Origin of the sequence: Pedobacter changchengzhani, assembly GCF_004354365.1 — a bacterium.
GTDB lineage: Bacteria > Bacteroidota > Bacteroidia > Sphingobacteriales > Sphingobacteriaceae > Pedobacter > Pedobacter changchengzhani.
Genome location: NZ_SJCY01000002.1, coordinates 507,491 through 528,856, shown reverse-complemented (window position 1 = coordinate 528,856; position 21,366 = coordinate 507,491). Strand labels below are relative to the sequence as shown.

General features: G+C 35.4%; 22 protein-coding genes. 15 read left to right on the top strand and 7 right to left on the bottom strand.

Annotation, left to right across the window (positions count from 1 at the left end; translation table 11 throughout):
- Nucleotides 1-112: 112 nt before the first annotated feature.
- From tsaE to EZJ43_RS05050, 3 genes are all read left to right on the top strand, one after another.
- Nucleotides 113-529, top strand: a complete 417-nt coding sequence (gene tsaE, locus EZJ43_RS05060; protein ID WP_133261580.1) for a tRNA (adenosine(37)-N6)-threonylcarbamoyltransferase complex ATPase subunit type 1 TsaE — start codon at nt 113-115, stop codon at nt 527-529.
- A gap of 70 nt (nt 530-599) precedes the next feature.
- On the top strand, nt 600-1,829 hold the full coding sequence (locus EZJ43_RS05055) for an alanine dehydrogenase (protein WP_133261579.1): 1,230 nt from the start codon (nt 600-602) through the stop codon (nt 1,827-1,829).
- A 95-nt stretch (nt 1,830-1,924) separates the two neighbouring features.
- On the top strand, nt 1,925-2,608 hold the full coding sequence (locus EZJ43_RS05050) for a M15 family metallopeptidase (protein ID WP_133261578.1): 684 nt from the start codon (nt 1,925-1,927) through the stop codon (nt 2,606-2,608).
- A gap of 114 nt (nt 2,609-2,722) precedes the next feature.
- Here EZJ43_RS05050 and EZJ43_RS05045 read toward each other — a convergent pair whose 3' ends face one another.
- Nucleotides 2,723-3,967, bottom strand: a complete 1,245-nt coding sequence (locus tag EZJ43_RS05045) for a D-alanyl-D-alanine carboxypeptidase (RefSeq protein WP_243718039.1) — start codon at nt 3,965-3,967, stop codon at nt 2,723-2,725.
- Nucleotides 3,968-4,098: 131 nt separating this feature from the next.
- Between EZJ43_RS05045 and EZJ43_RS05040 the strand changes: the two genes are divergently transcribed.
- From EZJ43_RS05040 to EZJ43_RS05030, 3 genes are all read left to right on the top strand, one after another.
- The gene (locus EZJ43_RS05040) at nt 4,099-5,346 is read left to right on the top strand and encodes an aspartyl protease family protein (protein WP_133261576.1); all 1,248 of its coding nucleotides are present in this window, start codon (nt 4,099-4,101) and stop codon (nt 5,344-5,346) included.
- 183 nt (nt 5,347-5,529) lie between these two features.
- Nucleotides 5,530-6,441, top strand: a complete 912-nt coding sequence (locus EZJ43_RS05035) for a hypothetical protein (RefSeq protein WP_133261575.1) — start codon at nt 5,530-5,532, stop codon at nt 6,439-6,441.
- Between the two features lie 114 nt (nt 6,442-6,555).
- Complete coding sequence (locus EZJ43_RS05030) at nt 6,556-6,747, top strand: cold-shock protein (protein WP_133261574.1); 192 nt, start codon at nt 6,556-6,558, stop codon at nt 6,745-6,747.
- A 305-nt stretch (nt 6,748-7,052) separates the two neighbouring features.
- Here EZJ43_RS05030 and EZJ43_RS05025 read toward each other — a convergent pair whose 3' ends face one another.
- The 4 genes from EZJ43_RS05025 to EZJ43_RS05010 form a co-directional block, all read right to left on the bottom strand.
- Nucleotides 7,053-7,373 carry a DMT family transporter gene (locus EZJ43_RS05025; protein ID WP_133261573.1) on the bottom strand — a complete coding sequence of 107 codons (321 nt, stop codon included), beginning with the start codon at nt 7,371-7,373 and terminating at the stop codon, nt 7,053-7,055.
- 72 nt (nt 7,374-7,445) lie between these two features.
- Nucleotides 7,446-7,868 (bottom strand): hotdog fold thioesterase, encoded by a 423-nt coding sequence (locus tag EZJ43_RS05020; RefSeq protein ID WP_133261572.1) that lies wholly within the window; start codon nt 7,866-7,868, stop codon nt 7,446-7,448.
- Entirely contained in the window at nt 7,858-8,367 is a 510-nt protein-coding gene (locus tag EZJ43_RS05015) for a DinB family protein (RefSeq protein ID WP_133261571.1), read from the bottom strand. Before EZJ43_RS05015 ends, EZJ43_RS05020 begins: the two co-directional genes overlap by 11 nt.
- Complete coding sequence (locus tag EZJ43_RS05010) at nt 8,348-9,553, bottom strand: sensor histidine kinase (protein WP_133261570.1); 1,206 nt, start codon at nt 9,551-9,553, stop codon at nt 8,348-8,350. Before EZJ43_RS05010 ends, EZJ43_RS05015 begins: the two co-directional genes overlap by 20 nt.
- A gap of 209 nt (nt 9,554-9,762) precedes the next feature.
- Here EZJ43_RS05010 and gltX point away from each other — a divergent pair, with 209 nt between their 5' ends.
- The 9 genes from gltX to EZJ43_RS04970 all read left to right on the top strand — a co-directional run bounded on the left by gltX (nt 9,763) and on the right by EZJ43_RS04970 (nt 19,426).
- Nucleotides 9,763-11,271, top strand: a complete 1,509-nt coding sequence (gltX, locus tag EZJ43_RS05005) for a glutamate--tRNA ligase (protein WP_133261569.1) — start codon at nt 9,763-9,765, stop codon at nt 11,269-11,271.
- A 102-nt stretch (nt 11,272-11,373) separates the two neighbouring features.
- Nucleotides 11,374-11,550: a hypothetical protein gene (locus EZJ43_RS17045; protein ID WP_165953086.1), complete on the top strand. Its 177-nt coding sequence runs from the start codon at nt 11,374-11,376 to the stop codon at nt 11,548-11,550.
- Between the two features lie 30 nt (nt 11,551-11,580).
- A complete protein-coding gene (gene ypfJ, locus EZJ43_RS05000; RefSeq protein ID WP_133261568.1) occupies nt 11,581-12,417 on the top strand; it encodes a KPN_02809 family neutral zinc metallopeptidase in 837 nt (278 codons plus the stop codon).
- Nucleotides 12,418-12,512: 95 nt separating this feature from the next.
- Nucleotides 12,513-13,631: a sensor histidine kinase gene (locus tag EZJ43_RS04995; RefSeq protein ID WP_133261567.1), complete on the top strand. Its 1,119-nt coding sequence runs from the start codon at nt 12,513-12,515 to the stop codon at nt 13,629-13,631.
- A gap of 17 nt (nt 13,632-13,648) precedes the next feature.
- Nucleotides 13,649-17,221, top strand: a complete 3,573-nt coding sequence (locus EZJ43_RS04990; protein ID WP_133261566.1) for a response regulator — start codon at nt 13,649-13,651, stop codon at nt 17,219-17,221.
- A gap of 12 nt (nt 17,222-17,233) precedes the next feature.
- Nucleotides 17,234-17,614 carry a response regulator gene (locus EZJ43_RS04985; protein WP_133261565.1) on the top strand — a complete coding sequence of 127 codons (381 nt, stop codon included), beginning with the start codon at nt 17,234-17,236 and terminating at the stop codon, nt 17,612-17,614.
- Entirely contained in the window at nt 17,607-18,425 is an 819-nt protein-coding gene (locus tag EZJ43_RS04980) for a CheR family methyltransferase (protein WP_133261564.1), read from the top strand. Before EZJ43_RS04985 ends, EZJ43_RS04980 begins: the two co-directional genes overlap by 8 nt.
- Nucleotides 18,410-18,997, top strand: a complete 588-nt coding sequence (locus EZJ43_RS04975) for a chemotaxis protein CheB (RefSeq protein WP_133261563.1) — start codon at nt 18,410-18,412, stop codon at nt 18,995-18,997. The genes EZJ43_RS04980 and EZJ43_RS04975 overlap by 16 nt, the downstream gene beginning before the upstream one ends.
- Before the next feature lie 60 nt (nt 18,998-19,057).
- The gene (locus tag EZJ43_RS04970; protein WP_133261562.1) at nt 19,058-19,426 is read left to right on the top strand and encodes a response regulator; all 369 of its coding nucleotides are present in this window, start codon (nt 19,058-19,060) and stop codon (nt 19,424-19,426) included.
- A 7-nt stretch (nt 19,427-19,433) separates the two neighbouring features.
- On the opposite strand, the gene EZJ43_RS04965 is transcribed toward EZJ43_RS04970, so the two are convergent.
- Nucleotides 19,434-20,393 carry a DUF3137 domain-containing protein gene (locus tag EZJ43_RS04965; RefSeq protein WP_133261561.1) on the bottom strand — a complete coding sequence of 320 codons (960 nt, stop codon included), beginning with the start codon at nt 20,391-20,393 and terminating at the stop codon, nt 19,434-19,436.
- A complete protein-coding gene (locus EZJ43_RS04960; protein ID WP_133261560.1) occupies nt 20,393-20,950 on the bottom strand; it encodes a LemA family protein in 558 nt (185 codons plus the stop codon). The genes EZJ43_RS04965 and EZJ43_RS04960 overlap by 1 nt, the downstream gene beginning before the upstream one ends.
- Between the last annotated feature and the right edge of the window lie 416 nt (nt 20,951-21,366).

Sequence of the window (21,366 nt, the reverse complement as noted above, 5' to 3'; positions counted from 1 at the left end):
GAGAGGATAAGCCAAAAACCATGGCAAGGAGGAAAAGTCTAATCCCCGAAAGGGAGAAAAAGCAAAAACCAAAAAGATAGTGAAACTCCGAGCCCATGAAGGGAGTAGAATAATGAAAATAGAAGTTAACAAAATTACAGATTTACCAAACGTTGCCCAACAACTTCTGCATTTTGCTGGGGATGAAAAAACCTTTATTTTTAATGGGGAAATGGGCGCTGGGAAAACTACGTTTATTAAATGTTTTTGTGCTGCGCTTGGAGTAACTGATGTGGTTTCTAGTCCGACATATTCAATTGTGAACGAATATATTGGGACGAATGGGTCGGTTTTTCATTTCGATTTTTATCGAATTAAACATATAGAAGAGGCTTATGATTTAGGCTATGAAGATTACTTTTATAGTGGCGGAACTTTGCTGATCGAATGGCCAGAAAGGGTGGAAGAAATTCTGCCAGAGCATTATATTAAGGTAGAAATTACTATTGATGACGAAAATAGTAGGTTGTTCAACTTCGCAAAAATTTAGTTATCAAACTTTTACAGATTTTACCTATCTTCATAAAACTATAAACCAATAAAAACTTTTAATCAAAATCATGGCTACAGGATTACGCGACGGAATGGCCGATATTGCCCGCCAAGGCTTAATGCAAACTCAAGAAGCAACACTCGAAACCAAAAACAAAAAGTTTAACCTCCAAATTGGGATTCCAAAAGAGATCTCTTTTCAAGAAAATAGAATTGCTTTAACACCTTTATCCGTTGCGCTTTTAGTAAATAACGGCCATCAAGTGGTTTTAGAAAGTGGTGCAGGCATTGCTGCAAATTTCTCTGATCGAGAATATGCCGAACAGGGTGCAAAAATTGCTTACGATAAAAAAGAAGTTTTTGATTGCGATGTATTGGTAAAAATTGCGCCACCAATGCTTGATGAAATTGCGATGATGCACAAAGGGCAAACCTTAATTTCGTCATTACAAACTGGCACATTAAAAGCTGAATATTTAAAAGCACTTATCCACAAAAAAATAAATGCGCTATGTTTCGAACATTTAAGAGATGAGGGAAACATACTTAGCGTTGTTAGGGCAATGAGCGAGATTGTGGGCTCTACATCTATATTAATTGCAGCAGAATACTTAAGTAATGTTACGGGTGGCAAAGGTTTAATGCTGGGCGGTTTTACAGGCGTGCCTCCAACCGAAATTGTAATTTTAGGCGCAGGAACTGTTGGAGAATATGCGGCCAGAACGGCATTGGCATTAGGTGCCGAAGTTAAAGTTTTTGATAGCTCCATCTATCGTTTGCGTCGTTTGCAAAATAATTTAGGCAATAGCAGAGTATTTACATCCGTAATGCAACCAATTGTGTTAAACAAAGCGATTGTTACTTGCGATGTAGTTATTGGAGCAATTAGGGCAACTCATGGCAGAAGCCCTTGTGTGGTAATGGAAGAAACCGTTAGTAAAATGAAGCCACACTCGGTAGTTATTGATGTAAGTATAGACCAAGGCGGTTGTTTTGAAACTTCAGAAGTGACCAACCACACCAACCCTGTTTTTAGAAAATACGATGTTATACATTATTGCGTGCCAAATATCGCATCAAGGGTTCCGCGAACAGCATCGTATGCGTTAACAAATATTTTTGCGCCAATTTTACTCGCTATTGGAGAATATGGTGGGTTGATGAACATGGTTTGGAACACCCCAGGGATTAGGGAAGCTTTATACATTTATCAAGGCAATGTTACCAACAAAGATTTAGCCGACATGTTCAATTTACCATTTAAAGATCTAGAATTATTGGTCGTTTCGAGTCAATAAACTATATAAGTCCTCATTGCGAGGCAAGAATCAATCTATTTCGCAAGAGAGATTTACTTCGTCCCTCGCAATAACGGAAGCTTAAGTATAATTTTATGAAATTACATTCTATAATATTTTTTCTCTTCCTCTCCGTATCTGCAACAGCACAAAACAAAACAGCGATACCGAAAAAGTTAGTCGTGGTTAGTGATTTTAATCAATACCTAGCTGCTGTAAAATCTAATCCAAATAATGAGTTGGTCGAAATTAAAAAAGCAATTCCCACTATAAAACTCGACATAAGATACGCCACGAAGCATAATTTTATGCAACAGGTAATGTACAAGCAGGCGCGGGCTTTTGCACGAAAACCTGTAGTAGATGCCTTAAAAAAAATACAGGCAGAACTTAAACACCAAGGTTTGGGCTTAAAAATATTCGATGGTTATCGCCCTTACCAAATAACTGTAACTTTTTACAAAAAAGCCAGTAATAAAAATTTCGTGGCAAACCCCGCAAAAGGTTCTAAACACAATAGAGGTTGTGCCTTGGATTTAACTATAATCAACCTTAAAACAGGCAAAGAACTTATCATGCCGACACCTTATGATAGTTTTGCAAAAGAAGCTGCGGCAGATTTTGACAATTTAACCCCCGAGATTAAAGCAAATCGCGATTATCTAATTAAAATAATGGCCAAGTATGGTTTAAAAGTATTACATAACGAATGGTGGCATTACGATTTTATCGATTGGCAAGCTTACGATTTAATGGATATTCCTTTCTACAAGTTATAGGCGTTAGGTTTGTTAAAGAGCGCCACACTAAACATTTTTTTAGATTTAAAAATCAACTGTTTTTGCGCAAACGATTTTACAACAAACACCACTAAAAACATAAAATGAATTTTTTTAAAAATTATCGTGAATGTAAGTTACAATCCTAACCATTTCAGTTTTTATTGTAGCCGTAGGTTGAACAAAGTTATTGTTCATGAATGAATAAATGTAAATTTTGCCTTTTTTTGTAAGCACATATCCGCTTTGATTATGCACGCCAGAAAGTGTGCCTGTTTTACCAAAAACAAATGGGTTATCTGTTTTTGGGTAAGCATTTTTAAGCGTTCCGGATTTTCCTCCGGCAGGCAAGAAACTAAAAAGCTTTTCTTTATTCTTTACTTCGTGATAGATACTATCCAAAATGGAAATCATGTCTCTAGGTGTAAATAAATTTTTTCTTGATAAACCCGATCCATCAACCCACCTTGGCGGATCGGGAAGGAACGACATATAGTTTTTCAGCATATATTTTATGGCAACTTCAGTATTCAACGTATCATTTATTTGGTTACCACAAACCAATAACAACTGTTCGGCAATGAAATTATCGCTCGGCAACAACATGTGTTTTAAAACCGTATCGCGCTTCTCGCCGTAAAAAATTTTAACATCCTTTGGCATTTTCAAGCTTATTAACTTTACCGGTTGATGGAGCGTATCTGCTAAAACAGCCACGGTAGTTTCCAAACTAGTTTTGTATGGAATTTGTTGCTTATAATTTGGTTGCGGATTAACATTATTATAGGTAAAATGATTGTTTGTAAGATTTCTAATGACGTAAAAATCTCCTGTGGTTTTGTTCGAATCTAACTCAAAAAGCGGCCTAAACATTTTGGGTTCGATGGTAATTTTACCCACACCCGCAAATTTTGCAGTCACCATGTTATCGGCTATCGGAAATTCTGTGATTTCTGGTTGATAATAATCGTTGTAATCATCCCAAGACCAACCATTTCCTAAAGCATTTCCACTGTATCGTCCACCTGCAAAAAAGAGCTTCTTTTTGCTTTCGCCTAAAAAATTATAAGCCTTTTTACTTTTTATAGTGCTGTGTAAAAATGAAGGATCGCCAGTTCCCCAAAAAATTAACGAATCATTTCTTTCTACATATTTTAAGGCCGGCATATTTTCGGGCAGCATTTTTAAAGCAGCGTAAAAAGTGTAGAGTTTGGTATTAGAAGCTGGTGTAAAATACTGATCAGCATTTCTTTGGTACAGCATTTTCTTTTCCTGTAAATCGTACAATGCAAAACCAACCATATAATGCCTTATTACAGTAGATTGCTTAAATTGTTTATCGACCTTTTTTGCAATCATTTTATTTGTAGCGCATCCAAATAGCAAACAAAGAGAAGGTAACGCTAAAACGGGCAACTTAAAAATGATTTTACAAAACATGTTCGACGATTATAAACGGTATTACGAACTAATTTATTAAATTTAATTGAATGTTAGTTGGATGTAAGAATGTAATTATTTTATTATTGCGCCAAATAAGCATTTGGGTGGCAATAATTCTATTTTCTAGCTCAACAGGCAATGCACAAGATTTTGCCTTTACTGGCCATAAGAAAAAACAATCTATTCATTTCAAACTAATTAAAAACTTAATTATTATCCCCGTCTTTATAAACGGAAAAGGCCCCTATGATTTTATTTTAGACACAGGCGTTGGACCGATGATTATTACTGATCCAACTATTATTGATACCGTTGATTTTAATAATATGCGGAAAATTAAAGTAATGGGCCTTGGCGGAGAAGACGTTCAAGCGTATATTTCGCAAATATTAAGTGTGAAAATAGGGAAAGCAAGTATGGATAATATTCCCGCAGCCATACTAAAAAAAGACTTATTTAATTTATCTGGCTACTTAGGTTTAAAAATTTACGGCCTAGTGGGATATAGCTTTTTTAACAGCTTTATTGTTGATGTTAGATATAGCGAGAATGTTATAAAGTTTTATAGCGAAAAAGCTAAAGTGAAATTTAGAGGCGATAAAGTGCCAATAAGCATCGATAATTTAAAACCTTATATCGAAACAACCATTCAATTAGCAGACGGGAGTGAGATAAACGCAAAGTTCTTGATCGATACTGGAGCAAGCCATGCCCTATCTTTAGAAACTTTAAATGACCAAGCTTTTCCACTTCCGCAGAAAAAGATAGTTTCAAATTTAGGTTTAAGTTTAAGTGGTCAAATTTCTGGTTACATTGCCAGAATTAAAAAGTTGCAATTGGGCAAATATTCTTTCGATGATGTTGTTGCCGGATTTCCCAATTATGCATCTATCGCAAATAAAATTGATAACAAACGAAACGGAAATGTTGGCGCAGAAATTTTAAGGCGCTTTAATATTCAGTTTAATTACAGGCAGGGCTTTATGTACATTAAACCAAATATTTACTTTAAAACCCCATTCGAGCACAATATGCTAGGTATGGTGGTTTACCTAGATCAAGAAACAAATTCCAAAATAATTGTTGGCGAAGTTGATGAGGATTCTCCCGCGCAGAAGCAAGGGCTACAAGTTGGAGATGAAATTGTGAAAATCAATTTTAAATCTATAAATGACTACACCTTTAATGATATTGATCTCTTATTTAAATCAAAAGAAAATAGAACGATTGTTTTCCAAATTTATAGAGATAGCGAATATCTATATAAGGTTGTACGCCTCGAAAAGCGAATATAAATGTTAATTTTCGGGTTGATGATTTCAAAAACATGCTCTTATCGGAGATGAAAAATAACCCGAATAGTTTTCCAAATGATAAAGAGTTGAGGTTAGGAAAGTCTATTCTAAACGCGCTAACATGATTTTAGTAACAAGAAATAATTATTTTAGCAAAAATTTTAGTTTTTGCGTGCCATGATTATGATAAAGAACCTATTTTTCGGCCTTGCTTTTTGTTGTATTATAGCCTCTTGTGGCACCAAAACAAGCGATCCTACATTAAGAGATTTTAATTTTTTGCCTGTTAAAGGTATTCGTTACGAAGAAGTGAAACGAAGATTTAGTGATGGATTATCATTTAATAGAGATGGTTTTATGCAAGAACCCTCGTGGATTGTCGAAATTGTTGCCGAAGATTCGATCTTAGCTTACAGTCCGCAGAAAAAAATAATGCAAGGTTTTCATTTACATTACGACCACGGCAATGTTTACAATTTTGCCGAAGAATGGTTTAAGGTAAAGCACATTAGTAAAGATAGTTTGGTTTTACAGCGTGTACAGGTAGATGCAAAAGTTATCGCAAAAGATATCCGATCGGATGTTAACATGACTTTTTATGCCCAAAACTACATTAAAAATACACTTAAAAAAGAAGCATCAACATTACAAAAACCTACAAAAGCAGATACTATTTTTATTAGAAAAAGATCTGAAGAGGTGAACAAAAATCCAGATAGCGCTTATGCGGGTCGCATTCCTGTTCAATTTATGCCAACAACTAAATTTGCATCAGTAGAAAAAATAAGCACCGTAAATAAATTAATTCAGCGCACTGCAGCTTACGATTATATGTTCCCGCAATATAAAATTGTAATTAACAAGGCCTACAAAGATTTTGCACATCAGTTTTCTTTGGTAGTTGACCCAAATGGCAATGGAAAAGTTAAAAATGTATATGGTGTGATGCCAGAAGATGTAGATTCGAAACGAAAAGTAATCCAAGCCCTGTGCGATTATTACCTTAAAAACCGTTTCAAAATTATACCGGGCGAAACCTTAGGAATACCACACAATAGCGAGATTACCCTAACTTTGGTTGGAAAGACTTTTTAACCCCTTATATTTAAGTAGTTTACATTTAGATAAACGTTAAAAAATTGTTAAAAATTATTTTGATTTTAAAATAATAAACCTACCTTGCATACTTAATTTATAATATTTAATACAATGCAAGAAGGCACAGTAAAATTCTTCAATGTAACTAAAGGTTTTGGTTTCATCGTTCCAGCTAATGGCGATGCAGAAATTTTTGTACATTCAACAGGTCTTATCGACGAAATCCGTGAAAACGACAAAGTTCAGTACGAAGTTGCTAACGGTAAAAAAGGCTTAAACGCCGTTAATGTGAAAGTAATTTAATTACAAATCATATTTAAGAAAAGGGTTGCTATCGAAAGACAGCAACCCTTTTTATTTTGGCTAGCGTTTAGAAAAATTGTGCGTTTAAAAGTTACTAAACCTAATTTTGCACCTAAAAGTTACTAACGCTAATGGACAAATCGCCTGTCAGAGTTAGTAACTTTACTAGAACTATTCCACGTCACCATAATTTTTTGCACCTAAAAGTTACTAACGCTAAAGTGCAAATCGCCTATGCATGCCTAATAGTCATCGGATAAATCCTATCAAGCGCTAAAGGATTCATCCCATGACTACGGAAGATCTCAACTCGATGCAAAAAACTTTAACCCTGCAATAGAACCAATTAAAGTGCAGATAAAAAAGATACGCCAAAAAGTAGCAGGCTCATTAAAATAAAATATTCCGATTAAAACAGTCCCAACAGCGCCAATACCTGTCCATACTGCGTAGGCTGTGCCCATTGGCAAAGTTTGCGATGCTTTATTTAAGAGCATAAAACTTAAAGTAATGCAAATAAAGAAACCAATACTCCATTTAACGTTACTAAAATTGTTCGAGAGTTTTAAGCAAGTGGTAAAGCCAACCTCAAAAAGCCCTGCTATAATTAAAATAATCCAATTCATAAGTTATAATGTTTGTAAAAAATACTTCATATTTATTAGCAGCCATGAAATAAATGTACACCGAAAAGAAAATTATAAAGGTTTTGGAATCACCGCTACGGTAAGTCGGCTTATGCAGTTCATTTTACCTTTATCGTTGTACATCTTTATTTCCCAAACATGGGTTTTTGCACCGCGATGCAGTGCTGTACAAGTTCCAGTAACTAAGCCACTTTTTACCGGCCTTAAATGGTTTGCATTTACCTCTAAACCTACGGCAATAAATTTATCAGGATCGATACACATGTAAGAAGCAATGCTACCTAAGGTTTCGGCTAAAACGACCGATGCACCTCCATGTAAAATACCTGCAGGTTGGTGTGTACGCTCATCAACGGGCATAGTTGCCGAAATAAAGTCTTCGCCTATTTCTGTAAATTTAATATCGAGAATTGCCCCAATATGATTTTTAGGCCTGCTATTAAGCTCTTCTACCGTAAAAGTTTTAAACCACATGATAACGTTCTTTTAAGATTTGTAAATGATGCTGAATGTGCCCTGCAATTACAAACAATATTGCACGCACACTTATTTCTCTACCAGAAGCAACACCACTTCTATCCAACTCTTCTTCACTTAACGATTTAAAAAGATAGAAATTTGCATTTCTCAGCGCCACAAATTCAGCGGTTAAATCGCTTAAATCTCGCGTTGCAAAGCGTGCATTATTTACGTATTCATCTTCATCAAAGCCTGGAAGTTGTTGCTTTTCATTCCTCGCAAAACTTGTTAACCGATAAACTAAAATACGCTCGGTATCTATAATATGTCCTAACATTTCTTTTAGCGTCCATTTCCCTGTTGCGTAAGCATAATTTTGTTGGTCGGTATTTTTTTCAAACAGCACTTTAACTGCTTGTTTTTGCTCATTTAACAACTCAAAAACATCGCCATTAACTTTGCTAATATAATTTTCAGCCCAAATAGGATATTCGTTAGCCTGTGGTCGCTTCATACGTTAAACTGCTTTTTAATATAATTCTAAATGTAGTACCTTTTCCCAACTCACTATCTTTCACAAAAATTTCTCCGTTATGGTAATTTTCTACAATCCTTTTGGTTAGCGATAAACCTAAACCCCAACCCCGTTTTCTGGTGGTGTAACCTGGCTGAAAAACAGCATCGAATTTAGATCTCGGTATGCCTTTTCCACTATCCGTAACATCTATAATTACTTGTTCTTTAGCTAAATTCTCAATAATATTTATCGAGATACTACCTTCATTTTCTATCGCGTTAGCAGCATTTTTAAATAAATTTTCAATTACCCAATCAAAAAGAGGCACGTTAATCAATGCCCTAACCTGCTCATCGCCAGTAATGCTAAACTTTACCTTATCAGATGTTCTTACTTTAAAATACCGAATAAAATCGCTAACAACAATGTACACCACATGATCTTCCAGAATAGGTTTGGAGCCGATTTTCGAAAACCTATCGGTGATAATCTCTAAACGCTTAATATCATTCTCCATTTCTGCAATTAATGGATCATCTTCTGCATCAAATTTCGATTTCATGAGTTCTGTCCAAGCCATGAGTGATGAAATTGGCGTACCCAACTGATGGGCAGTTTCCTTTGCTAAACCTACCCAAACGTGATCTTGTTCTGCCCTACGCGATGCACTGAAAGCACCGTAAGCAATTAATAAAAACAAGAAAATTACACCCATTTGGATATAAGGAAAATACCTAAACTGTGTAAGAATAAGCGAATCTTTGTAATAAGCAAGTTTCTGCTGACCGAAAATAGTCATCGCTTCTGGCTTGTGTTGCGCCTTCATTTCGCGCAACTGCTTTACGAAATACAAGCTATCGTAAACCAGTTTATCGTTGCCAGGGTAGAGCGTTTTTGTGCTGTCTAAACCATTCCAAGATAAAATTGTACCATCGCCATTTACAACAATCGAATTTATTTTGGTGTTTTTTCTGATGATCTCTATGATGTCTTTATAGGTATCATTATCCATCAAAAGCATAGAGCGCTCCTGAACTTTTACCCACAACTGAAATTGATTTGCTTCTTCCCGTTCCATTTTTTTTACGAACGAATTTGTATAAAAAACAGATGCAATACCAATTAAGATGGCAAATACAAGGAGGAAAATTTTCCAACGGCGCTTCTTTTCGTAAGGATTCATGCTTCGGTGGCAAATTACAATAACAAAACGAAAAAATCATAAAACCATTATCCTTTTTATAAAGTCAATATTTTTTAATTTCCTAATCGCTTCCTCACCGATGAAATTAATATAAACAGATGAAAAACATATCTTTGCATCATCGTACAAAAAGCCAAACCGCATAAAAATAAAATATGCTGGAAAATTTGAGGCTTAACAGGTTAATTATGGATAAAAAAGTTAGAGTTAGATTTGCACCAAGCCCAACTGGTGGCTTGCATTTAGGTGGTGTGCGTACCGCTTTGTTTAATTATTTATTTGCTAAAAAAAATAATGGCACTTTCATCCTTCGGGTAGAAGATACCGATCAAACCCGATTTGTAGCAGGCGCCGAAGAATATATTGTAAATTGTTTGGCTTGGTGTGGCATCTCGCCAGATGAAAGTCCGAACCAACCCGGCCAATACGGACCTTACCGCCAAAGTGAGCGCAAACCCAGCTACAGAAAATTTGCTGAGCAATTGATTAATGATGGCTATGCATATTATGCGTTTGATACACCTGAAGAATTAGATACAAAACGGAAAGAAATTCCAAATTTTCAATACGGACAAACCACACGTATGCACATGCGCAACTCATTAACGTTAACAGTTAGTGAAGTTGAAGATTTGTTGAATGCGAAAACGCCTCACGTAATCCGTATTAAAGTACCAGAAAATGAAAATGTTCATTTTAACGATTTAATTCGTGGCGATGTTAGTTTTGAAACTGCTCAAATAGATGATAAAGTTCTGCTAAAAGCTGATGGTATGCCCACGTATCATTTGGCAGTTGTGGTTGATGATAAAGCAATGGAAATTAGCCATGCATTTAGAGGCGAAGAGTGGTTGCCATCGGCGCCAATTCATGTTTTACTTTGGAAATATTTAGGCTGGGAAAGTGATATGCCTCAATGGGCGCATTTACCGTTAATTTTAAAACCCGATGGCAATGGAAAATTGAGTAAACGCGATGGCGACCGTTTAGGCTTTCCTGTTTATGCAATGAATTGGAATGACCCAAAAACTGGCGACGTTACCAAAGGCTTTAAAGAATTAGGTTTTTTGCCTGAGGCTTTTATAAACATGTTGGCGTTATTGGGCTGGAATGATGGTACGGAGCAAGAGATATTTACCCTTGCAGAACTAGAAGAAAAATTTTCGTTAGAAAGAATAAGTAAAGCTGGTGCAAAGTTCGATTTTGAAAAAGCCAAATGGTACAATCAAGAATGGATAAAACTATCCGCAGTTGGCAGTTTGCAATTAGCAGTTAAAAGCGAATTAGAAAAAGCAGGTGTTGCAGTTAAAAATGATGAATTTTTAACAACTGTTATCGGTTTAATTAAAGATAGATGTACACTATTACCTGATTTTATTGCACAAAGCAGTTACTTTTTTACGGCACCAAAAGAATATGATTTGAATGCGGTAAAGCCAAAATGGACTGCAGAAAAAGCTAATTTCTTTACTGATTATGCATCTAATTTAACATTAGAAAATACTACAGAAGCTGAAGCTAGTTTTAAAAGCTTAGCTGAAGAAAAAGGATTTAAACCCGGCGAATTGATGTTGCCTTTTAGAGTGATGTTGGTTGGCGGAAAGTTTGGTCCGGGTGTGTTCGACATCGCTGTTTTACTAGGTGTTGAAGAAACAAAGTTGAGAATTGCAAGAGCAGTTGAAGCGATTAACGCCTAACTTATAATTGAATTGCTAAACTGGAAAATTATTTTTTTGAAAATATAACATATTTATTTTTTATGTACATTGCATTTATAATTTTCACTAAAAACATAAGTTATGAAAAAGACAATTAAAACAATTGAAGGGGTTAAAGTCCTTTCAATTGAAGAGCAAAGAAAAATCATGGGGGGTATGAAATGGAATGGTTTAGGGTCAAGAAATGTACAAGATATGAGACCAGGACGCGAAATGAACAACACTCTTTTTAGTTGGTATCAACCTGAAAGAATCTAAATTTCCGTAATCGTTTTTAAAATATAATAAATGCAAATATTCGGTAAGGGTAGCGAAAATATTGAGGACAGTAGAGGAAGCAAAGGTGGTGGAAAAGCGGTTCTGGGTGGAGGCGTAGGTCTCGTTATAGTAATTCTAGGCTTATTCTTTGGTAAGGACCTAACGGGCTTAGCTGGCCAAATTCCATCTAATCAAAGCGTTCAAATCAATCGTGGAGTACCAACTGATTCAGCGGGGATCCAAATGGCTAAAATTTTGAATTCGACTGATGAGGTTTGGGAGAAGGAATTTAAAAGCTTAGGTAGAGAATATGAAAAACCAACGCTTCGGCTATTTAGAGAAGGCGTACAGACAGCATGCGGTAACGCAAGTTCTGATGTAGGGCCTTTTTATTGTCCAGGTGACCACAAAGTTTATATCGATTTATCATTTTATGATGAATTAAAAAATCGTTTTGGCGCTGCTGGTGATTTTGCTCAGGCTTATGTCCTTGCTCATGAGGTTGGTCACCATGTTCAAAATTTATTGGGTATTTCAGCTAAACTGGATAAAGCTCGTAGAACGATGAGCGAAACAGAGTATAATAAGCTGTCGGTAAAATTAGAGTTGCAAGCCGATTTCTTTGCCGGCCTTTGGGCACATAATGCTCAAAAAATGAATAATATTAAATTAGATGACACTGACTTGCAAGAAGCCTTAACCGCAGCAAATGCGATTGGGGATGATAAATTACAAAAACAGGCAACAGGAGAGGTTACGCCAGATTCTTTCACTCACGGCACATCTGCACAACGTATGTATTGGTTTAAAAAAGGCTTTGATACCGGCGATGTTAGTCAAGGAGATACCTTCAATAACAGTAAATAATAAAAACTAAAACATTTTTAAAACTTCGCTGTAGTATACTGTTAGCATAATAATAAATCATTAAGTGCTATTATTGCAGCCTTTATTTTTTTCAAATGATCCTTATAGTTGACGACAGGCCCGAAAATTTAATTTCTTTACAAAAAGTACTTCAAGCTCATAATTTTGAAGTTGATACCGCATCTTCGGGAGAAAAAGCGCTCAAAAAAGTTTTAAAAAACAACTACGTCCTCATTATACTCGATGTTCAAATGCCAGATATGGATGGCTTTGAAGTTGCCGAAGCCATTTCTGGTTTTAGCAAAGCAAAGGATACCGCAATTATATTTTTATCAGCAGTAAATACGGAGTTAAAATTCATTACAAAAGGCTATCAATCAGGTGGTTTAGATTACATTACCAAACCCGTAGATATTAATGTTTTACTCTTAAAAATAAAGACATTTTACCGTATTTATGAGCAAAACCGTAAGCTTAACGAAGTACAAGAAAAGCTTTTAGAAGAAATAGAGTTTAGAAAGCAGGCGGAACATAAAAAAGATGAATTCATCAGCATTGCTAGCCACGAACTTAAAACGCCTTTAACAAGCGTAAAGGGATATATTCAACTTTTGCAACGAAGCATTGATAAAGAAGACAAAGAAAAAGCCAAAAGTCACCTCGCAAAAGCCGGTATTCAGATTGAAAAACTAAATAGCTTAATCGTCGATTTGCTAGACATTTCCAAAATAGAAAGTGGCAAGCTGAAGTTTAATATGCAAGATTTTTGTGCCAATAGCATGGTTGACAATGCCGTTGAAATGCTCCAACAAGCCAATCCAGATTTTAAGATTATTAAAAAAGGTACAACTAACGAAAACGTTTTTGGCGACGAAATGCGTTTAGAACAAGTTGTTATAAATTTCATCACTAATGCCATAAAATATGCACCTGGCACTAATGAAGTTATCGTAAATATTAAAATAACCAACGATCAACTTTATGTAGGCGTAAAAGATTTCGGTATTGGCGTTTCACTAGCACAACAAGAAAAGATTTTCGAAAAATTTTACCGTGTAGAAGAAAACAGCAATCACTTTAATGGTTTGGGTATTGGGCTATTTATTTGCTCAGAAATTATTGCACGTCACAATGGCAAAATAGGTATAAACAGCGCGTTAAACGAAGGCTCAGAATTTTATTTCACCATACCGCTTAAAGAAATCAATTCATAATATTTTATTTCGATTACATGAAAACAACTCTTAAAAGTAATCTGTTGCTCGGCCTTGGCTTGTCGCTCCTCATCCTTTTTGTGAGCTCGCTTGCATCTTACATCAGCATTCAAAACTTAATAAAAAGCACCGATTTGGTAAAACAGAGCGGTAATGTACTTATTAATACAGAATCTATCATTTCGTATTTAAAGGATGCAGAAACCGGCCAAAGAGGATACCTGCTAACTGGAAACAAAGTTTTTTTAGAACCTTATAACGGTGCAAGTGAAAAAGCGATGGCATTGTTAGACGAGTTGAGTAAAAAAGCCCAAAATAACGCCGTTCAACAAAAAAATATTGCAGATTTGAAAGGAATTTTAAATAAACGCTTCAATATTATAAAATCAACTATAGAAATTAAATCTCTAGGGGGCAAAGTAGATGAAACTGTGTTGCTACAGGGGAAAACTTACATGGATTCGGCACGGGCATGTATTGCTAAAATAATTAAAGAGGAACGAAGGCTCTTAGAAATCAGAAATTTAGAACTTAACAAGCTTACCAATTATACGCCCATCCTCATTGTGTTGGCGGCCTTATTAGCCATAATTATCACGCTGTTTTTTTATAGAAAGGTTTCGTTAGATTTTGACGACCGCACAAAATTGCAAAGAGAATTAGAACTAAACACTATTGAGACTGAAAAAAGAATCGTTTCCATTAAAGAAATTGCATCCAAAGTTTCTAAAGGAGATTACAGCGCCAGATTGCAAAACCAAGATGCCGATAATTTGGGTGAGTTGTCAAGTTCGCTAAACTTAATGGCCGAATCTTTAACAAGATCTTTCGATCGCTTATCGGAGAACGAATGGCTACAAACTGGTATTGCCAATTTAAACATCAAAATGTTAGCCGAAAAGGATGTTTATAATTTGGCCGATGATATTATTGAGTTTTTAGCCAGCTATACAAATAGCCAGGTTGGTGCGCTATATTTATTTAAAGATGATGGATACCTGCACCTAAAAGGGCAATTTGCGTTGCAAGGCTCGTTACCCGAAATTTTAGAAATTGGGCAGGGATTAATTGGCCAAGCCGTAAAATCGGGTAAAGAAATTCTTTTAGATAATGTGCCACAAAGTGAGTTAACCATTACCTACGCAACCGGGCAAATTAAACCAGCGCAAATTTTAGTTATTCCAATTATACGCAATGCGATAACCATTGGTTGTATAGAATTGGGAACGATTACAAAATATACTGCCTTACAATTAAATTATATTAAAACGGTTACACCAGAGATTGGCACGGCATTATTGGCTGCACAAAACCGCTTAAAACTTCAACAATTATTAGAAGAAACGCAAGCACAATCAGAAGAGTTACAAGTGCAGCACAACGAACTAGAAGGTATGAATGCCGAACTAGAAGCACAAAGTCAAAAACTTCAGGCATCAGAAGAAGAACTTAGGGTACAACAAGAAGAACTTTTGCAAAGCAACCAAGAGTTAGAAGAGAGAACAGGCTTGCTTGAGGAGAAAAATGAACTTATTGAAGAGCGAAATATCGAAATTCAACAAAAAGCAAATGCTTTAGAATTAAGTACACGATATAAGTCTGAATTTTTGGCCAACATGAGTCACGAACTACGCACGCCACTTAATTCCATTTTACTTCTATCGCGTTTAATGGCCGAAAATGAAGAGATGAATAGTGAGCATCAAGAATATGCATCGGTTATTCAAAGCTCTGGCCAAGGTTTACTCAGTTTAATTGATGAAATTTTAGATTTATCTAAAATTGAAGCCGGCAAAATGGAATTAGATAAAGCCAACATCGCTATTGATGAAGTGATAAACGGCATGAAAGGCCTTTTTAATCCCGTTGCAAAAGATAAAGGTTTACAACTTGTAATAGATAAAACTGAAGATTCGCCCGCATTTTTGCACACAGACAAAATGCGACTGGAACAAATACTAAAAAATTTGCTTTCCAATGCCATTAAGTTTACCTCAAAAGGCTCGATAAAGTTAAATATAAAAAAGGATGAGAAACTCAATGCAATGGTGTTTCAAGTTGCTGACACAGGTGTTGGCATTGCTCCAGATAAACAAGCCATGGTATTCGAAGCTTTTCAACAAGCAGATGGATCTACCAGGCGTAAATATGGTGGAACGGGTTTAGGTTTATCCATTAGTAGGGAGTTGGCGAAACTTTTGGGCGGTTATATAGATTTAAGCAGCAAAGAAGGCGAAGGCAGTGTTTTTACCCTCATTCTCCCCATTGATAAGCAAAAAAACATTGAGTTTATAGATCCGTGGGTTAAACCATTGGAAATAAGTCCGGTTGTTAAAGCGCCAAACCTAACGGTAACGCACATCCCGCAAGAAATTGAAGATGACCGTGACAATATTTCTGCTGATGATAAAGTTATTTTAATTATTGAAGATGATACGCCATTTGCAAAAACGCTATTAAATTTTACAAGAAAACGAAATTACAAAGGCTTAGTGGCCGTGCGTGGCGATGTTGGTTTAGAAATGGCTAAACAATACAATCCTTTGGCTATTTTACTTGATATACAATTGCCGATAAAAGATGGATGGGAAGTGATGGAAGAGCTTAAAGCGAACCCTGCAACCAGACCTATTCCGGTGCACATTATGTCTTCGTTATCGGTAAAAAAAGAAAGTTTGCTTAAAGGTGCGGTAGATTTTATAAACAAGCCTTTCGCTTTCGAGCACATGCACGAAATTTTCGAGAAATTGGAGCATGCGTTAAGCAGAAATCCTAAAAAAGTGCTTATTATAGAAGAAAATGAACAACATGCCAAAGCGTTGAGCTACTTTTTAAGCAATTTTAACATTCAAACGCAAATTGTAAACCAGGTAAATGATAGTATTACCGCTTTACACAAATCGGAGGTAAATTGCGTAATTTTAGATATGGGCATTCCAGATAAACATGCCTACGAAACCCTTGATGTAGTTAAAAAAACACCCGGTCTAGAAAATCTTCCGATCATCGTTTTTACGGGCAAAAATTTATCAAAAGGCGAAGAAAATAGAATTAAACAATATGCAGATTCTATTGTAATTAAAACGGCACATTCGTACCAGCGAATTTTAGATGAAGCCGGCTTATTTCTTCATTTGGTAGAAGAAAAAAATAACGATAAAACAAAAATTCCAAAGAAATTTTCGGAGTTGCAAGACGTGTTAAAAGGTAAAACTGTATTAGTTGCAGATGATGATGTACGCAATATTTTCTCGCTTACTAAAGTATTAGAACAGCACCAAATGAAAGTTTTACCAGCAATTGACGGCAAAGAAGCGTTAAAATTATTAGAAGAAAACAACCATGTAGATGTTGTTTTGATGGACATGATGATGCCCGAACTTGATGGTTATGAAACCACTTCAGCCATTCGCCAAAACATAAAGTATAGAAATTTGCCAATATTGGCGGTAACGGCAAAAGCCATGATGGGCGATCGAGAAAAATGTATATCTGCCGGCGCATCAGATTATATTAGTAAGCCAGTAGATATGGATCAGCTTATTTCCCTTCTTCGCGTTTGGTTATATGAAAATCACTATAATTCTTAATTTCATCATTTTATGCAGAAAAATATAATCCTTTTAATTGATGATGATAATCGAAACATTTTTGCGCTAAAAGCTGTTCTAAAATCAAAAGGTTTCGAATGTTTATCCGCCATAAGCGCTAAAGAAGGTTTTGCAATTATCGAAAATAATGAGGGCATTGCAGTAGTTTTAATGGATATGATGATGCCAGATATGGACGGCTACCAAGCAATTGCCACCATGAAAAAATCTAGCAAAATGCAGAATATCCCAGTTATTGCGGTAACCGCGCAGGCAATGGTTGGCGACAAAGAACGCTGTTTAAACGCCGGCGCAATGGGCTATGTTTCGAAGCCAATTAATATTGATGATTTACTAGTGCACATAGCAAAATTGAAAACGGCAAGTGTTTAACGAAACGATAGATAATGAACAGATCCAAATTATACTAAATGATATTTTAGAGGTGTATGGATATGATTTTTTAGAGTATTCTCACGCTTCGATCAAACGTAGAATTACCCGATTATTTTCGTTAGATAAATTTGTAAGTTTTGCCGAATTTAGATACACTATAAAAAATGATAAGCAGTATTTTAAGCGGTTTTTAGAAGAAATTACTGTAAACGTGACTGAAATGTTTCGCGATCCGTCTTTTTACCGCGCTTTAAGAAACGATGTTTTACCCACTTTAGGCACTTACCCATTTATTAGAATTTGGGTTGCTGGCTGTTCTACAGGCGAAGAAGCCTTCTCGTTGGCCATTGTATTAAAAGAACTTAATCTGTTGCATAAATCGCTCATTTACGCCACCGATATTAATCCAGCAGTGTTAGAAAAGGCAAAAAAAGGTTTATTCTCCCTAAATCACCTAAAACAATATTCAGAAAATTATCTTCAGGCAGAAGGCACAAACGATTTTTCTAATTATTATATTGCAAACTACTCATTGGCAAAGTTTGATCAGGCATTAACGAGCAAAATGATTTTTTCTACTCATAACCTTGTTTCCGATCATTCGTTTAACGAGTTTCAACTTATTATGTGCCGAAATGTGTTGATTTATTTTGACAAAGATTTACAACACAAAGTGTTTAATTTATTTGATAACAGCATCGAAAAATTAGGTTACTTAGCGTTAGGAAGTAAAGAAAGTTTAGATTTTTGGCCAAAAATTAAAGACTATAAGCGAGTTAAAACAGAAAAAATATGGCGGAAACTGTAATTACACAGGGCTGTAGTGCCGTGGTTATTGGTGGCTCGGCCGGAAGTTTAGACGTACTTTTAGAAATTTTTCCAAAATTGGATAAAAACTTACCCTTCCCTATTATTATTGTAATTCATAGAAAACCAGGAGGCGAATCTTTATTGACCGATCTTTTGCAAAACCGAACGCAACTAAATGTAATGGAAGCTGAAGAAAAGCAACCTATTAAAGCTGGATATGTTTATATCGCACCTGCGGATTATCATCTGTTAATAGAAGAAAACCAATCATTTTCTTTAGATTATTCAGAAAAAATTAATTATTCAAGACCATCTATTGATGTTACTTTTCAATCCGCCGCCGACGTTTACAAAGATAGTTTGTACTGCATTTTATTATCAGGATCAAACGCTGACGGACTTGACGGCATGAGAACGGTTAAAAGATTTAAGGGCAAATTGGTTATCCAAAACCCGGATACTGCAATAATGCCGTTTATGCCGCAGCAAGTAAAATCAAACTTAAAGGCAGATTATATTTTAAATGCGTGGGAAATGGCTAGTTTTATCAACAATTTATGTAAAGTGTAAAAACAATAACATAAATTTATAGCTTGAAATTATGATTAATCTGGTTAAGCGCTAATAATTATGGCAGATAGTACCAAAAAGGTATTTGTTTTTGATGACAATAAAGATATTTTAGACTTATGCACCTACATTTTAGAAGATGCGGGCTACGAGATTAAAACTTCAGAAAGTTCTAACAACATAGAAGAACAGGTACTTTCATTTATGCCTGATGTTATTTTTATGGACAATTGGTTGCCAGATTTAGGTGGTATTGAAGCTACTAAAGCATTAAAAAGAAACCTCGATTTACAGCACATTCCAGTAATCTATTTCTCGGCCAATAATGATATATCCGCTTTGGCAGAACAAGCTGGCGCAAATAGTTATTTGGCTAAACCATTTGATATTGATGCTTTAGAAGAAATTGTAAAAAAGCACGTAAGTTAGTCAGATATTAATTTCGTCCCCAAATTCGAGTATTCAAATCAAGCTCTTTTATAACATCAAACATAAATTTAATCGTGTTAATGTCCTCATTAATTAAATTAGGATTTAACAAAGTGCTAAAAATTGGTGCTTCGAAACAATTCCGATCTAAAGGAAAAGCAATATAAAGCTTCGAGTTTATAAAAGATAAAGAAATGTTTAATTTAGATTGTTTGTTCAGCGTTAAAATTCTCTCCATCATGGCGGGCGTTAAAATATAACGCGCCTCAACTTGGTCCATACCATAAGTAACAAAAGCCTTTTCAAAATCTACATTTTCTAAATTTATTATATCCTTACTAGTTATCGAAAACAGGTTTTTTGAGAACCATGCGCCAAATGCATTGCCAAAATCTCTTGGCCTTACTACGGTAAAACTTTTGAAGTTTTTATTAAAATCAGCGGTAAAAATAATCCCTTTAAAAATATCATGCCACTCGGTTTTAGTGCCATTTTTTGTCGATGTTTCAGTTTTATATTCGGCGTGTATTTCGGCAAAATAGAAGGCCGTTTTATCTACTTTGCCAATTACTAAATCTTCGGTGCTATACCGATCTGGACTGGTTGTAAAAAGTTGAGATTCTGTAAACTCATTTTCATAAATACCTTTATCAGGCGTAATACACAAGCTTTGATCTAAAGATTTTAAACAATGACCTATTACATCTATCTTAAAAGAATTTCTATACGCACTTAAATCACTCCCAGTATTATAAAGAAAATAACCGCCAACCGAAGCCGAAATTATACCTGCAATAACACCAAAAACGGGGATACCAAAAATGAATGAAAAGATGCAACCTATAACAATTCCTACACCCACCAAAATGTACCCTGTGGTTTGGCGCTTTGCTATTTTTTTACGATCAATTTCGAGTTTGGCCAATACAGCTTGTATGGTTGCATCGCCTAAAAAATCAGTAGGCATTAATTGTTAAAAAGATCTTTAGCACTCACATTTTTACGTTCTGCCTCAGCAGTTTCTAAAACCGACATTGGGTAATAGTTTAACATCCCTGCAAATAAACTACCGGGGAACATCATAATTGCGTTGTTATAATCCGTTATCGAAGCATTATAAGTTCTGCGTGCAGCGGCAATTTGTTCTTCGCTGTCCGTCCACGTGCTTTGCAAATTTAAAAAATTTGTGTTCGCTTTTAAATCTGGATAGTTCTCTACATTTACCATTAAGCCTTTAACGCTCGTGCTCAACTGCGCATCTAACGAAGCTTTTTCGGCATCACTTACATTGCCAGATGTGGCTTTTGCACGTAATTCTACAATTTTAGTTAATGTACTTTGCTCGTAGTTTGTGTACTGCTTTACCACCTCAACAAGGTTTGGAATTAAATCGAACCGCTTTTTTAGCATTACATCTATCGCAGAAAAAGCATTGGTAACTTGGTTTTTTTTACGAATGAGTCCGTTGTAAAACGTTATTCCAAAAATTAAAACCAAACCGATAATAATGAGGGCAATAATCATAGTTGTTGTTTTTTAGTTTGAGAGCATAAATATATTAAAATTATTATTTAATTCTGTTGTCGGTGGTTTCATTTCAGGGCAAACGCTTTTAAAAGTCTCCTATTTTGGTGTGTCGTTAAATTTTTTGGCTAAAGCCTCGTTCATATTCGATATAATCCCTTGGCTGAAGCCAAGAGCTATGAGTTACCCTCCAATTTATATTAAAAATATTGCTGGCTTTTGCCAAACTATTTAAAAAGCTGAAGCCAAGGACTATGAGTTACCATCCAATTTATATTAAAAATATTACTGGCTTTAGCCAAACTGTTTAAAAAGCTGAAGCCAAGGGCTATGAGTTACCATCCAATTTATATTAAAAATATTACTGGCTTTAGCCAAAAGTTTTAATGAGCTGAAACCAAGGGCTATGAGTTACC